Origin of the sequence: Halomonas sp. (assembly GCF_052095695.1) — a bacterium.
In the GTDB taxonomy this organism is placed as follows: Bacteria; Pseudomonadota; Gammaproteobacteria; order Pseudomonadales; family Halomonadaceae; genus Vreelandella.
Genome location: NZ_JBQDLQ010000033.1, coordinates 23,775 through 38,146, shown reverse-complemented (window position 1 = coordinate 38,146; position 14,372 = coordinate 23,775). Strand labels below are relative to the sequence as shown.

Here is a 14,372-nt window from a genome sequence, read left to right as displayed (position 1 = left end):
TAACTGCCATATCAGGCACGAAGTTGAACACCGCAGAGGAGTAGGTATTCACGCCGATAGAGAGATACGCTTCGGCAAAGATTTCAGCCGTAGGAACGCCGCCGATATAAGACAGACGATCACCAACCGTTTTGATAATTTTATTTAACGCCTGAATATCGCCCTTGCCATCTTTCAAGCCGATTAAGTTAGGGCAATGATCGGCAAGCTTCTGAACAGAAGAAGCCGTCATAATACCGTTGCCACGATTGTAATAAATCACGTTCAGCTCAGTGGAATCACAAATTTGGCGAGCATACTCCACCAAGCCATCTTGTGGGCACTCGGTAAGGTACGGAGGCATTAAGAGAATGCCATCAGCGCCGGCTTCTTCTGCCGCTTTTGCAAACGCCACGCCTGCTTCAACGCTCAACCCAGCGCTAGCAATAACCGGCAAGCGGCCATCAATGACCTCAACCGCAACGCGAACAACCTCACGGTACTCGTCAAGCGAAAGACTAAAAAACTCACCCGTACCGCCCGCCACAAAAACGGCTGAAATATCATGACTGATGAACCACTCTAAACGCTCACGATAGCTCGCTTCATCAAAGCGACCCTGGCTATCAAAATCGGTAATAGGAAATGATAACAAGCCATTGCCGATGGCATTTGTTACTGCTTCTTTTGAAAATTTCACGTTGTACCCTCTTTTATAAATGCGTTGATCCCTGGGTGAGCTAGCACCATCGAGCTGCCCAACGTTTAATGTAATACATCATACAACCATGAAGATAAGTATCCCGAAGGCATGGTGCAAGTAGAAGCTGTGAAATATAAACCAAAGTAGTAGCTCAAAGCAGATGAGCAATGCGGCCATTCTAGTTTTGGACAAATTGGCCTGGGGCGCGTACCAGCGAAGGTAAAATCTTCTGTGACTTAAACCTATCGTTATTTAGAGCCACACAGTCAATACCTTGCGGCACTCAAAGCGCCAGCATAGATATCTCTGCAGATCACCGGTTTGACTATCGATATCCAGCCGAACATTAGACTGTTGACAACCTGCTATTTTTAACATGCCTTCCCCCCTGGCCTAATCACCAGCGAGATCACAAACAGAGCGCCACAGCATGTCATCAACAATAATCGGCACTTCGCCGTATCGCTGGCGAGAAGTTGACTCGCCAGGCCAGCGCACGGCACTACCCGGCTCCGCAGGAGTGGTAGCGGCGAGATGCGACTGGATACCCTCAACAATGCTATCGCAAGCATCGCGCCCACCAAGCTGTTCAGGGTCAAAAACCATAAAAACTTGGCTACTGCCGCCGCCGCTGCCCCGCTGAACTTTATCAATTGCATGGCTAGGGCGCCCTTGAGATAGCAGGGCAGCCAACGCATCAAGCAAAATAGCCAATCCAGAGCCTTTCCAATAACCCGTCGGCAGTAAACGGCGCGTCGCTGCGATCGCTGCAGGATCACGACTTAACTGTCCAGTCTCGTCAAAACCTCCATCGATGGGCAGGTGCTCTCCTTTCAGTTGAGTAGTCTGCAGCTTTCCATAAGAGAACTGAGACATCGCCATATCTAGCACAAGAGGCCCGGTGCTGTGCGGTACCGCCATCACCAATGGGTTATTGCCAATTGACTGCGAAGCCCCACCCCAAGCGGGCATACAGGACTCGGTGTTAGTCCACATAATCGTAGCGAACCCTTGCTCAACCGCGTGCCAGCCGTAGCTCCCTCCACGCATCCAATGAGTGGTATCGCGCAACGCAACCAGTCCCATCCCGTGCTCACGAGCCAAAGCAATAGCTCGTTCTGTCGCATGAAGTGCGTTAATCACACCCACCCCAAAACCACCATCAAGTATCTCGATCGCTCCCATTCGTTGCACAAGGCTTGGCTTGGCATCAATATCAACCCAACCGCGCCCAACATATTCAATGAACCGTGGAACCCGGCCAATACCATGAGAATGTACGCCGTCGCGAGTGCTTTCAGCGTGAACTCTGGCGCACGTCGCAGCAGCATCTGGCTTTAGCCCTGTCTTTAGTAAAGACCTTTCTATAGTGTTTTGAAGCGTTTCAAAATCGATACTAGCCATCACTTACTCCAGAGTAAAAACAGACCACTACTGCGAATAGACGTTGATATCCTACCGCCACGAATGACGGTAATGGATCAATAGCCACCTTCTTAACAGGTACCTTAAAAGGGACTTTAGACGATGCTACATAGCGTGCGGCTGCCTGCTACGGTAGTTCTGCCATAGGGTCAACGCCAATAACCCAGCCGCTATAATCAAGAAGGTAATACTGATAGGTCGCGTAAAGAACGGTGTCCAATCACCCTCAAATGACTGCAGCCCTCGGCGCAGATTTGATTCAGCGATAGGTCCTAAAATTAGCCCTAGAATGACTGGCGCTGTGCCAAAATCGTAACGATTAAGGAAATAACCCAAAACACCGAAACCCAGCATCAGATAAAGATTAAATACATCGCCATCCACGCCATACACACCAATGAAACAGAACACTAGAATCGCGGCCAGCAGCTGTTTCCTAGGCACCATCAGCACGCGAATGAATAACTTGATACCCAGACACATGATAAGCAGCATAAAGAAATTGGCGACCAGATAAGCCAAGAAGATGCCATAAATAGTACCGCTTTGATCGGCGAAAAGAAGCGGACCAGGTGTAATGCCTTGAATCATCAAACCACCGAGTAGCACGGCGGTAGCAGCTTCGCCGGGGATGCCCAAGGCCAAGGTAGGAATTAAAGCGCCACCAAGTAGCGCGTTATTAGCACTCTCAACCGACACAACACCTGGTGCGTAGCCCTTTCCAAACTTCTCGGGCGATTTAGAAAAACGCCGCGTTTGATCATAAGCCACTAGTGAAGCAATGCTGCCGCCCGCTCCTGGTATCGGCCCAACCACTGAGCCAGACGCGATACCTATCAATAAAGCCTTCCAGTGTTTCAGCGTTTCAACAAAGCGCGGCTTGGCGATATCAATACGGTGCGCACTTTCTTTCATCCGCTCATATGGATCATATTCAAAGGCATCTTTGAGTACCTGAGAGACCGCAAAAAGACCGATTAAAGCAGCCAGTAAATTAACACCGGTTAATAGCGACAGCTCGTCGAAGGTAAAACGCCCTACCCCTGTAATCGGGTCGGTACCAATCGTTGAAATGAAAAAACCAATCAGCCCGGCAATCAATCCTTTAAGTAGTGATTTACCGGCTACTGACGCAATAATGACTAAGCCGAATATACTGAGAGAAAAATACTCAGCAGGACCGAATCGTAGTGCAAACTCAGCAATTGGCGGGGCCAATAAGCTCAGAACCACCATACTCGCCACGCCGCCAAAGAACGAAGCGACAATGGCCAAGCCAAGCGCTCGACCTGCCTCACCCTTTTGCGCCATAGGAAAGCCGTCAAACGTTGTCGCAACCGATGAAGGCGTCCCAGGGATGTTCAATAAAATGGCAGGGATAGATCCGCTAGCGCCTGCACCACACAGTGCGCCAAGCAGCATTCCGATTCCCGCTACAGGCGGCATACCAAAGGTTACCGGTAAGAGTAAAGCAATCGCCATCGCCGAGGTTAACCCAGGAAGCGCCCCCATGATAATCCCAAGTAAAGTACCGCCTGCTATAGCGAGTAAAGTGCCCCACTGCAACACCATACCTAGGCCATCTATATAACCGGACATAATAAAAGCCTCCTAAATTTCACGTACAAAATGTATCCGGTCACGTGGGGAGCGGAATATTAAACAGCTCGGTGAACACATAAAAGATCCCCAGCGTCAGCAAGATGGCAAATATCAATGCCGCCACGAGCGATTTTCCGCGCTCAGTAGCCGAAAGCGATGCCCATACTCCACTTATAAAGACGAGCCCTACAACGCAGAAAAAAATGAAAAGTGCCGTACTGGCGATATAGCCAAGAGGCTCAAAGGCGACGATATAGCCAATCAGCAATACGATGATAAATAGCCACTGCACGACACCACGTGTGCGCGAAGAATCCGTCGATTGTGATCTGACACCTTTTGCAGCCCGCCACTCGCTAACGTCTTTTACCAAACAGGGGATCGCAAACAGAAAGATTAGCCCTGATAAAAGTTGAGGAAAAAAGGCAGGAGATAGATCACCAACAATCTCGTAATTGGGTAAACCGGAAGCTACTACAAAGGCAACTGCCGAAATGATCATCAAAAATAGATTGAACAGAGGCTTTCCAATATCACGTTCCATAAATAAAACTCCAACCACTCTATTAGTGGCAACACTAGTAACTATGTGATCGACGATATCTATTAAAGTCGGTTTTAGTGATCGTGCTGCCAAGACCACTTTGGCAGCACCTAGGAGTGATATTAGTTTGCCAAATCCCCGGCAGCCTCAAGCATAATAGCGGCTGATTCATCGATGAAAACATCGAGTTCATCGCCATAAAGAGGCGCTAGCTCAGTGCCCAGGTTATTAGCGGTTTCTTCATAAGAACCGTCTTCAACAATTTGTTGAATTGCAGCAACCCACTGCTCTTTAACGTCTTCGGGTAGGCCTTTAGGCCCAACAAGACCGCGCCATACGCTAATCGTCAAATCATAACCAGACTCTTGAAAAGTCGGTACGTCAGGCAAGTTGTCACTGCGCTCAGCATAGCTTGTCGCGAGAGCATTTAGGCGGCCAGCTTTAAGTCCCGAACGTAGCTCAGCGCCACCAAGTACCACGGCCTCAACGTGACCACCCATTACCGCTGAGATAGCTTCCGAACCTCCAGGATAAGGAATTAAATTAAAATTTGAGTCGGTAATATTAGCAATGGCATTAGCCGTAATATGCGCGGACGAACCTATACCGGAGACGCCGACGCGAACCGAACCAGCGGAAGCAGCTTCAATCAAACTGTCGACATCCTGATAAGGACCTTCGCTACTAACGGCAAGCAAATAGGGCTCTTCAACAACTTTTGCAATAAAATCAAAATCTTCATGAGTAAAAGGTACGTTCCCCATGGCTTCAAGTGACAGCATACCGGTACTTGCCGCCATCATCGTATAGCCATCAGCGGCAGAGGCTACACCCCGAGACAAACCAACGGCACCGCCCCCACCTGCGATATTACGAATGACTAACGTTTCACCCAGTTGTTCTTCTAACAACGGCTGTAGTGCTCGGACAAATGTGTCATTACCCCCACCCGCAGAAAACGGCACAATCACTTCGATACTCTTACTCGGATAATCGCTAGCCATTGCCTGGCCTCCGGCAACCATTCCTATAGCGAGAGTTAGCGTACTCAATAGTTTTTTCATTATTAGCTTACCTCTTACTGACGTTGAAAAGCCCCGTCGTTTATTGATTGACTCAAATATACTGGGGCGTGAGATCCCGCTTAGCGAACCAGTGCCGGTCGGTTGGGATCGAAGGTCCAGCCATCGATCAAATACTGCATTGCTATCGCGTCGCTACGTCCACCTGAAGGCAGGCTACGATAAAGTGCGTTGGCTTTCTCGATTTGGCTCATATCGACCTCCACACCCAGTCCTGGAGCATCGGTCACAGCCACTTTGCCGCCAGCAATCTCTGGCGGATTGCACGTTAGGCGAGCATCACCTTCCTGCCAAATCCAGTGGGTATCCAGTGCCGTTGTACGCCCGACGGCCGCAGCACCAACCTGAGCAAACATGGCGAGTGAAATATCGAAATGATTATTCGAGTGCGACCCCCACGTCATGCCATGATCTTGGCACAGCTGAGAAACACGTACCGCCCCTGACAGGGTCCAAAAGTGCGGGTCGGCAAGGGGAATATCAACTGAACGTAACATCAGCGCATGGGCCATTTCACGCCAATTGGTAGCGACCATATTAGTGGCGACAGGCAACCCCGTCGCATGGCGGAACTCAGCCAAAATTTCTCGGCCGGAGAAGCCCTGCTCTGGACCACAAGGATCTTCGGCGTAAGCGATCACACCGTGCAGGTCTTTACACAAACGAATGGCTTCATCAAGTGACCATGCGCCGTTAGGATCAATTGTGGTACGCGCTTCTGGAAAAGCATTGTGCAGTGCGGTGACTGCTGCAATTTCTTTCTCCCCTGCTAACGCTCCACCTTTGAGCTTAAAATCTTTAAATCCATAACGGTCATGCGCGGCTTCTGCAAGCTCAACGATTCTTTGCGGAGTCATCGCAGGCTCATCACGTTGACGATACCAATCATGATTTAGCCCCTCGCTACCGCGACGAAAATCCAATGGTGTCTCATGGCCATCGCCGATGAAGAACAGGTATCCAAGAACGTCAACGCTATCGCGCTGTTTCCCATTCCCCAGAAGCTCTGCCACAGGCACGCCCAAAAACTTGCCCATCAGATCAAGCAGCGCCGCCTCAAGAGCGGCAACCGCATTGATGCGCAGCTCGAAGGTCCATGAACCCTTACCAAAATCCTCAGAGTCAGCGCTAAGCCCCACGCTATGTAGTGAGGAAATCATAGAGCGCAACTTACTGATAGGCTGGCCCACTACCCGCTCTCGCGATTGTTCAAGCGACTGCTGGATCGTCTCGCCACCAGGCGCTTCGCCGACACCAACATTCCCAGCGTTATCCTTAAGAATAACCAAGTTGCGTGTAAAATATGGCGAATGGGCGCCACCGATATTGAGCAGCATGCTATCGCGACCAGCTACTGGAATAACCTGCATCGCGGTTATCGTGGGAGTACCGTGGCTCGGCATAAACATTGCTCCATTAGATATCTTTAGTACGCTGACCATCATTTTTATGCTGATTGTCACGCAAACAATTTACTCGCGACGTCCAATCGCAAACACTTAAATAGATTTCGCCTTCTCGATCAGCCTTTCAAGCTGTTGACACTCATCTTTGGCTGGCATGACCAGCGGCGCTCGCACATCGCCTGCTGGGCGGCCTATTAGGGCAGCGCCGGCTTTAATCAAGCTGACGGCATAGCCGGCTTTTTGATCACGTAGGTCTACAAACGGAATAAAGAAGTCGTTGGTAATTTTCTTAACAGCGTCTTTATTGCCTTTGCGCAGCTCTTTATAAAAGGTAACTGCCATATCAGGCACGAAGTTGAACACCGCAGAGGAGTAGGTATTCACGCCAATAGAGAGATAAGCTTCGGCAAAGATTTCAGCCGTAGGAACGCCGCCGATATAGGACAGACGATCGCCAACCGTTTTGATAATTTTATTTAGCGCCTGAATATCGCCCTTACCATCTTTCAAACCAATTAAATTGGGGCAAAGGTCGGCGAGCCGCTGAACGGACGGAGCCGTCATAATGCCGTTGCCGCGGTTGTAATAAATCACGTTCAGTTCAGTAGACTCACATACCTGACGCGCATACTCGACCAAGCCATCCTGTGGGCACTCGGTAAGGTACGGAGGCATCAAGAGAATACCATCAGCGCCCGCCTCTTCTGCCGCCTTAGCAAACGCTACGCCGGCTTCAACGCTCAACCCAGCGCTAGCAATAACCGGCAAGCGGCCGTCAATTACTTCAACCGCGACGCGAACAATCTGACGATACTCGTCAAGCGACAAGCTAAAAAACTCACCCGTACCGCCGGCTACAAAAACAGCTGAAATATCATGACTGATGAACCACCCCAGCCGTTTACGATAGCTCGCTTCATCAAAGCGACCCTGGCTATCAAAATCGGTAATAGGAAATGATAGCAAGCCATCGCCGATGGCCTTTGTTACTGCTTCCTTTGAAAATTTCACGTTGTACCCTCTTTTATAAATGCGTTGCCCACTGGGTGAGCTAGCACCATCGAGCTGCTCAACTCTTAATGTAATACATCATACAATCATGAAGATAAGTATCCCGAAGGGATGGTGCAAGCAGAAGCTGTGAAATATAAACCAAAGTAGCGGCTGCAAGCCGGTCTTATACCGCCAAGCTTTCTTCACCCAAACGTCAACAGGCCTAGCACACGGCAAGGGACGGGCTTTTATTGCCATGTCGCACTCTTGATGGTAATCGCCCGCACCAACGCTGGCTCTTATGGTGCGGGTCGAATAAACGAAGCGATGCTTATTAATTAGCGACTAGACTCAAGCATTGAGCTTCGGCCTCTTACGCAGAATCAGATAGGCAAATACGACGGTCAACACTAGGAACGCTAAACTATCTGGACTCGTCAAAAAGATGATCGGGTTACCATCATTGAAGGACAAGGCTCGTCGCAAGTACTGCTCTAGATCTGGCCCCAGAATGAACCCCAGCAGCATGGCCACAACCGAGTAGTTATGCTTGCGCAAGAAGAAAGCCAACACGCCGAATATCAACGCTAAGAACATCTGAAAAATAGAGTAGGTTGCCACGTAGCTGCCGACTAACGCCACCACTGCGATAGAGCTATAGAGAAGGCCGCGAGAAATCGAGACGATACGAATAAAATACGGACCAAACAGAAATAGTGTTAACGGGATAAGAATTAGCGCACTCACAAACAAAGAAGCAAACATAGGGGCAATCAGGTCGGCCTGTTGCTCGATAAGGCGCGGGCCAGGCTGCAAGCCGTTGATCACTAATACACCAAGCACAATAGCCGTTGTAGGATCACCCGGAATACCAAACATCATCATGGGCACGAAGGCCCCTCCACACATGGAGTTGTTCGCTGATTCAGCAGAAGCAATCCCCTCACGGCTACCATGCCCATATTCTTCGGGCTTCTTGGAGCTACGTTTGGCATCAGCATAGGCAACAAACGCCGCCATGGAACCACCAGCACCAGGCAGTATGCCAATGGCATAGCCGACGAAAGTACTCTTAATGTAGGTAAAAAAACCAATTTCACGGATTTCGGACCAAGGAGGAATGAAATCACGGCGGCGAATTTTAAGAGATTTGGCTCGATCAATAGCACTGTCTAGCGAAAGGCTCCAATTCTGAGCTTGGATTAGCAACTCACTGACGGCAAACGCGCCGATCACTACCGGCATCAAACCGATACCTTCGACCAACAGCTCAGTGCCAAAGTTAAAACGCGGAATAGGCTGAAGCACATCGATGCCCACCGTCGCTAGCATAATGCCCAACGAGGTAGCCACAATTCCCTTAGCGATTGCGCCTTTATCGACAATGATAATGACTACCAATGCAAAGAGAACGAGAGAAAATTTCCCTGGCGTGCGGATCAACAGCGCCAATTCGCCTGCAATCGGCATAAACGCCATGAGCAATAATGCACCAACCGCCCCGCCGATCATGGAGCCCAATGCTGCGTGACCTAGCGCATTAGCACCCTGCCCCTTTAACATCAGTGCATTACCTTCTACGGCCGTCATCATTGACGATGGTGCACCGGGAATATTGATGGTTGTGGCCGTTATACTCCCCGAATACATTCCTGCCATAAATATCGAGGCGCACATGACCAACGCCGGCACAACATCAATCGTGTAGGTAATCGGTAACAGAAGCGCAATGGCCAATACCGAAGTAAGACCTGGCATTGCACCAAAAAAAGTGCCAATTAAAAAACCGGCTATCATGAAGCCCAGCACTTCCCAACTCATTAGGGCACCAAAACCGCCCATAAAACTGATAAATGTATCCATCAGAACCCTCCTAGCACTGGAGGCAGACGCACGTTAAAAATACCGGCAAACAGGCCATAAAAGAGCGCCGTCACGGCAACGGCATACAACGCGAAGAAAGCAGGACGCTTTCGCTCAAAGCCAAAGATAAGAAACAGCGCCACCACAAACCCCAACGTGGCAGGTATATAACCTAAAGGGCGAAACACGGCGATATAGATTGCCGTTGCCACCACAATCATCAATGGCCTGAGAAAAGAGCTATTTGCAGATACTTGTTCATTTTTGCGCCACTCGTCCACCAACACAGCCAACAGTGCGATATACATCATGATAGCTATGAGGATAGGCATGAAGCGTGGGCCTACAATGGTGTCTTCACCAAACTGCGAACGAATGCTCAATGCCTCTGCCAAATAGACGGTAGTCAATATCAGCAGGAAGACTGGGAACAGTACTGCCGACTTTCTGAATCGCTCGACGTTGCTCATTGACGCGGAACCCTTTAAATGAATGGGTCGTGGCATCGAAACCGATGCCACTCGATACTCGATACTGATTACTTGGACATAACGCCCGACTCAACCATCGCATCCATTTCGCTAAATAGTGATTCGGCTGTTTCTTCAGCCCAAGGGGTTACTTCATCGACACCCAGCCAATTGGGAGTCACGCCAACGTCAGCCACCCATTCTTGAAATTCATTACTGTAATACGCTGTTTGATAAGCGCTTTCCAAGGTCGCAATAGCTTCTTCAGAGGTATCCGCGGGTGCGGCAATAACAATGAAGCTGCCCATGAGTAGGTCTATTCCCTCTTCAGCCGACGTTGGCACATCAGGGTAAGTAGGGTTCTTCGTATCAGTAAACTCGACCAGTCCACGCACAGTGCCGTCTTCGATAAGATTTGAAAAATCGCCCAGGCTGGTCAGCGCCACATCAACCTCGTCGGACAAAATGGCCTCTTTCTGCGGAGCAGCTCCACCGGGATAAGAGATGATCCTAAACTCAGCCCCAGTCAACTCTTGTAGCTGCAAGATAGCCAGATGGATACGCCCACCCAAGTTTTGGATAGCTACACGCACCTCGCCAGGATTTTCTTTGGCTGCCTCAATAAGGTCGTGGATCGTCTCATAATCGGAATCCGCATCGACTACGATAGCGTCGGGCTCGCTTGTCACTCGAGCAATTAATTTTAATTTATCAATATCATAACTTGGCAACATGGCTTGCCAAGGCACAGTCACAATGCTGTCATAGGTCAGTACACCCAGTGTATAACCATCAGGCCGAGCGCTCATCACCTGACCTAGGCCTGTAGCACTAACGCCACCTTCGATGTTTTCCACGTACATTGAAACATCAAGGCTATCCTCAGCAATGCTGGTTAGCTTACGGACAATGCCATCAGTGCCGCCACCGGCCCCCCACGGTACAATCACACGGATATCGCGCTCGGGGTAGTCAGCTAACACAGCGCCAGACAGTGTGGATAAGGCGACTGCACCGGCCAGCGTTAGCATGGATTTTTTATTTTTGCACATTGCAACGACTCCTTTTGCACATACTCAGTAAAGAAATGGCTCGGTATGCGTTTTAAGTGATTTCTGTTGGGAATGAGCGGCCTTAATCACCAGACAAACAAACCCAAGTGAGATTATGAGCATGTATTGCCAGCTTGTTGGCAAGCGCAGCATGGGTGGGCTTAGCTTAAAACTCAATGTAATACATCATACAACTGAAAGATAAATATCGCCGCAACTTGGTGCAAGCGGAAGTTGTAAAATCTAAACCAAAGTAGTAGGCATAAGTTAGCCAATAATAATTTTAAAAGGCTACGGATGTAGCTTCATCCTATTGAAAAACAACCAATATAGTGACGCATCAACATGCGTTACACAGCAACCACCCAATCAGACCTAAACAGCACAGGCTTGAACTCATCGGGATAGCCACCGGGATTGGCAATGACACGCGTACCATTGCGCAACATATCAACCGGCTCATGAACGTGCCCATGAATCCATACATCCATTTTGCCCATTAAATGAGGAAGATGAGAGGCAAACGCAGGAGAAAGGTCATCGCCTAGATATTGGCTGGGAATGCAGTCGTGAAGCGGTGCATGATGACTGATTACCACCTTGGGGCCATCAAATGGCAGGGCAAGCTCCCCTTCGAGCCAATGGCGGGCCTCACTATGTAGCTGGCAGCTTTCTTCAGGCGTAAAAATGTGGTCTGGGGCGGTTTTGACGATGCAAAAATCAGGCATATAGCGTAGCGCTTTAGACAGAGTATCAGCCGGATTCTTTGTCGGATCACCGGCGTAAAGCGCAAAATCAGTCCATAGCGTGGTGCCGTAAAAGCGCACGCCGTTCAACGTAATGCTACGACTATCCAGTAGCTCAATCTCGAGCCGCTTGGCCTCCACCGCCAGTTCCTTACGCAGCAATGGCAGGCAGGAATCATAGAACTCGTGATTACCGGGCACATAGATAATGGGCGTGTCGGGAAAGCTCCGGCGAGCCCACGCAAGCCCTTCACACTGGCGGTGAATATCGCCCGCCAGGATGACAACATCAGCCTCAACCTCAGGCAATTCGCGGTATCCATCAAAGTGCTCCAAGTGTAAATCAGACAAAACACGCAGGCGCATTGACTCTCCTTTTGCTCGTCACTCAGAGCAGAACTTAGCGCGAAATTTGCGCAACAAACGGGCTTATCAATCTCACCACATCGGCTTCACACTCACGGTGAGGCACATGATGAATATTCGCCAGTATTTCACAGTGCGCAGGCCCTTTTAGATGGTGAACAATGCTTACCGGCTGCCGGCGAGAACCATACTCATCGTTTGCCCCATGAATGATCAGACTAGGGCACTTGACGCGCTCAAGTGCGGGCACTAATGACCAGTTTTCAAACGCTGGGTTCAACCATGTTTCTGTCCAGGCATTGAGTACCCAGCGGGCTTTATCGCCGTGGTATTTAGTTAGCTTAGCAAGCTGCTCTGGTGCCTGAAATGCGACCTGGGCTTTTACGATACCGCTTCGCGTGCGCTGTTCATTAAAGGCCTGCGCAGAAATAGTGACTAAACCATCGCAATCATCGACGTAAGCCCCAGCACACTGAACGGCCATACAGCCGCCCACGCTGTGTCCCATCGCGATAAAGCGCTCTACGCCCAGAGCATCGCGAAGCGCTGCAAACCCTTGGCTGGGTTCATCGTCGATAAAACTTAACGGCAGCATATCGTTACGCGCGGTAGATAGACCAAAACCAACACGGTCATAGGCAATCACGCGGCGCTGAGTGGCGATGCATAGCGCCGCAGGAAAACTGCGCCATAGCGCAACGCAGCCTAATGAGTCATGCAGCAGGACGATGGGACTTTCAGACATTTGCGTTTGGCTTGACCGCCAGGTGCGCGCAAACAGGTGACCATCGGGCGCATCGACCCACTGGTCATGTTGTTCGAAAGAGGATAAGGCTGAGTTCGTCATTAGTAGCTATGTGATTTTTCTTAGTTGGCGATGAACATAGCACGTCAGCACGGTGGCTCCAATGCTTGCCAGTGGGTGCCCGCTAGATTGTCAAAGACGTCCCCTAACACCAAATACTGCAATGCAGCAAAAACCAGCTATACTAGAGGTGTTGTCCCACCAGGAGGGCCACAAAATGACATTTCTAACGCTACACCCTGCGCGCGATAGTGAAGTTCTAGCGTTCTGGAACTTAAACGCCCAATGGCATCGTGCCGCCGCCGAAGCGCTAACAGCCTATTTAGGCTAATTAAGCTGTTTTTGCCTCCCCCTAAGACCAAAAGATAAGCCACATAGCCGGAATAATTTCCGGCTTTTTAATTTTATGGAAACCTTTTCCATTCACAGATATAGTCGCGCTAACGCACTTTGTGTAAGCTTTGGCTTACACAAATTAGTCAATCGCTTACACCTTATGGACTACCGCACACCTTTAAAAGCCCTTACTATCTTGCCCAGCAGCGAAAATACTGCAGCGCACAATACAGGCTATATAACAAAATATTGCACGTATCTCTGTCATGAAAGTATGGGCACAGCATGCGAGGCTGCAGCTCGCTGCCCTTGATGCTATTTAAGATTTCCTGCGCTAACGCAATTGCTCAAGATCTGTTTCAGACACCCAGCGCCTCGTATGAACGAGGTGCTTTTTTATAGCCAGTTAGTTTCTGGAGCGTCGGCACTGTCGAGCTGGGCTAGGTAGGTATCTTGTAGAATATACATTCGTTTTACATCGCGATATTTTCCGTTAATAAAGAACTCTTGAACCAGCTGCCCCTCCTCAATAAACCCGCTCTCTTCGTAAAGATGGATTGCTTTGACGTTTTCCACCGCCACAATGAGGTACACCTTATGCAGGTTTAAGATGGTGAAAGAGTAGTGCAGCGCCTGTTGAATTAATGATCGGGCAAAGCCTTTACCCTGATAATCGGGCGCAATGATAATTTGAAACTCACCGCTGCGGTGGATGTAGTCAATTTCAATCAGCTCTACCAAACCAATCGCATCACGATTGCCATCCTCTGCCACAAATCGTCGTTCAGCGTTGTCATGAATATGCTTGTTATAAAGCTCCTCTAGCTCGTCAAATGACTCGTAAGGCTCTTCAAACCAGTACGACATAATGCTCTGGTTATTATTTAACTCATGCACAAAACGCAGGTCGTTGCGCTCCAGTGCGCGTAAATAAAGTGCGTGGCCCATCATTTTCCATCCTTCTCGATATCTCTCAATAATGCGCATATTGAAGCGAGTG

Annotated in this window: 13 protein-coding genes; all 13 read right to left on the bottom strand. The window is 49.5% G+C overall.

From position 1 onward, the window contains the following. A partial coding sequence (locus ACTH5D_RS08760) for a 5-dehydro-4-deoxyglucarate dehydratase (protein ID WP_441670283.1) occupies window positions 1-679 on the bottom strand: 679 nt, incomplete at its 3' end. A gap of 396 nt (window positions 680-1,075) precedes the next feature. Continuing rightward, window positions 1,076-2,086, bottom strand: a complete 1,011-nt coding sequence (gene yiaK, locus ACTH5D_RS08755) for a 3-dehydro-L-gulonate 2-dehydrogenase (protein ID WP_441670281.1) — start codon at window positions 2,084-2,086, stop codon at window positions 1,076-1,078. 126 nt (window positions 2,087-2,212) lie between these two features. Continuing rightward, complete coding sequence (locus tag ACTH5D_RS08750; RefSeq protein WP_441670279.1) at window positions 2,213-3,706, bottom strand: tripartite tricarboxylate transporter permease; 1,494 nt, start codon at window positions 3,704-3,706, stop codon at window positions 2,213-2,215. 40 nt (window positions 3,707-3,746) lie between these two features. Then, entirely contained in the window at window positions 3,747-4,253 is a 507-nt protein-coding gene (locus ACTH5D_RS08745; protein WP_441670277.1) for a tripartite tricarboxylate transporter TctB family protein, read from the bottom strand. 122 nt (window positions 4,254-4,375) lie between these two features. Continuing rightward, the gene (locus tag ACTH5D_RS08740) at window positions 4,376-5,257 is read right to left on the bottom strand and encodes a tripartite tricarboxylate transporter substrate binding protein (protein WP_441670275.1); all 882 of its coding nucleotides are present in this window, start codon (window positions 5,255-5,257) and stop codon (window positions 4,376-4,378) included. A gap of 140 nt (window positions 5,258-5,397) precedes the next feature. Further along, window positions 5,398-6,738, bottom strand: a complete 1,341-nt coding sequence (locus ACTH5D_RS08735) for an enolase C-terminal domain-like protein (RefSeq protein ID WP_441670273.1) — start codon at window positions 6,736-6,738, stop codon at window positions 5,398-5,400. 96 nt (window positions 6,739-6,834) lie between these two features. Continuing rightward, on the bottom strand, window positions 6,835-7,752 hold the full coding sequence (gene kdgD, locus ACTH5D_RS08730; RefSeq protein ID WP_441670271.1) for a 5-dehydro-4-deoxyglucarate dehydratase: 918 nt from the start codon (window positions 7,750-7,752) through the stop codon (window positions 6,835-6,837). A gap of 333 nt (window positions 7,753-8,085) precedes the next feature. After that, window positions 8,086-9,597: a tripartite tricarboxylate transporter permease gene (locus tag ACTH5D_RS08725; RefSeq protein WP_441670269.1), complete on the bottom strand. Its 1,512-nt coding sequence runs from the start codon at window positions 9,595-9,597 to the stop codon at window positions 8,086-8,088. Next, window positions 9,597-10,067, bottom strand: coding sequence for a tripartite tricarboxylate transporter TctB family protein (locus ACTH5D_RS08720; RefSeq protein WP_441670267.1), 471 nt, complete (start codon window positions 10,065-10,067; stop codon window positions 9,597-9,599). Before ACTH5D_RS08720 ends, ACTH5D_RS08725 begins: the two co-directional genes overlap by 1 nt. 68 nt (window positions 10,068-10,135) lie before the next feature. Then, a complete protein-coding gene (locus tag ACTH5D_RS08715; RefSeq protein ID WP_441670265.1) occupies window positions 10,136-11,119 on the bottom strand; it encodes a Bug family tripartite tricarboxylate transporter substrate binding protein in 984 nt (327 codons plus the stop codon). Window positions 11,120-11,469: 350 nt separating this feature from the next. Continuing rightward, window positions 11,470-12,231 carry a metallophosphoesterase family protein gene (locus tag ACTH5D_RS08710; RefSeq protein WP_441670263.1) on the bottom strand — a complete coding sequence of 254 codons (762 nt, stop codon included), beginning with the start codon at window positions 12,229-12,231 and terminating at the stop codon, window positions 11,470-11,472. A gap of 34 nt (window positions 12,232-12,265) precedes the next feature. Beyond that, window positions 12,266-13,078, bottom strand: coding sequence for an alpha/beta fold hydrolase (locus tag ACTH5D_RS08705; protein WP_441670261.1), 813 nt, complete (start codon window positions 13,076-13,078; stop codon window positions 12,266-12,268). Between the two features lie 690 nt (window positions 13,079-13,768). Further along, the gene (gene speG, locus ACTH5D_RS08700; RefSeq protein WP_441670285.1) at window positions 13,769-14,320 is read right to left on the bottom strand and encodes a spermidine N1-acetyltransferase; all 552 of its coding nucleotides are present in this window, start codon (window positions 14,318-14,320) and stop codon (window positions 13,769-13,771) included. Between the last annotated feature and the right edge of the window lie 52 nt (window positions 14,321-14,372).

Excerpts from the sequence above, each read along its gene's own strand:
- yiaK (WP_441670281.1), bottom strand. The coding sequence starts at position 2,086 with ATGGCTAGTATCGATTTTGAAACGCTTCAAAACACTATAGAAAGGTCT.
- ACTH5D_RS08750 (WP_441670279.1), bottom strand. The coding sequence starts at position 3,706 with ATGTCCGGTTATATAGATGGCCTAGGTATGGTGTTGCAGTGGGGCACT.
- ACTH5D_RS08745 (WP_441670277.1), bottom strand. The coding sequence starts at position 4,253 with ATGGAACGTGATATTGGAAAGCCTCTGTTCAATCTATTTTTGATGATC.
- ACTH5D_RS08740 (WP_441670275.1), bottom strand. The coding sequence starts at position 5,257 with ATGGCTAGCGATTATCCGAGTAAGAGTATCGAAGTGATTGTGCCGTTT.
- ACTH5D_RS08735 (WP_441670273.1), bottom strand. The coding sequence starts at position 6,738 with ATGCCGAGCCACGGTACTCCCACGATAACCGCGATGCAGGTTATTCCA.
- ACTH5D_RS08725 (WP_441670269.1), bottom strand. The coding sequence starts at position 9,597 with ATGGATACATTTATCAGTTTTATGGGCGGTTTTGGTGCCCTAATGAGT.
- ACTH5D_RS08720 (WP_441670267.1), bottom strand. The coding sequence starts at position 10,067 with ATGAGCAACGTCGAGCGATTCAGAAAGTCGGCAGTACTGTTCCCAGTC.
- ACTH5D_RS08715 (WP_441670265.1), bottom strand. The coding sequence starts at position 11,119 with ATGTGCAAAAATAAAAAATCCATGCTAACGCTGGCCGGTGCAGTCGCC.
- ACTH5D_RS08710 (WP_441670263.1), bottom strand. The coding sequence starts at position 12,231 with ATGCGCCTGCGTGTTTTGTCTGATTTACACTTGGAGCACTTTGATGGA.
- ACTH5D_RS08705 (WP_441670261.1), bottom strand. The coding sequence starts at position 13,078 with ATGACGAACTCAGCCTTATCCTCTTTCGAACAACATGACCAGTGGGTC.
- speG (WP_441670285.1), bottom strand. The coding sequence starts at position 14,320 with ATGGGCCACGCACTTTATTTACGCGCACTGGAGCGCAACGACCTGCGT.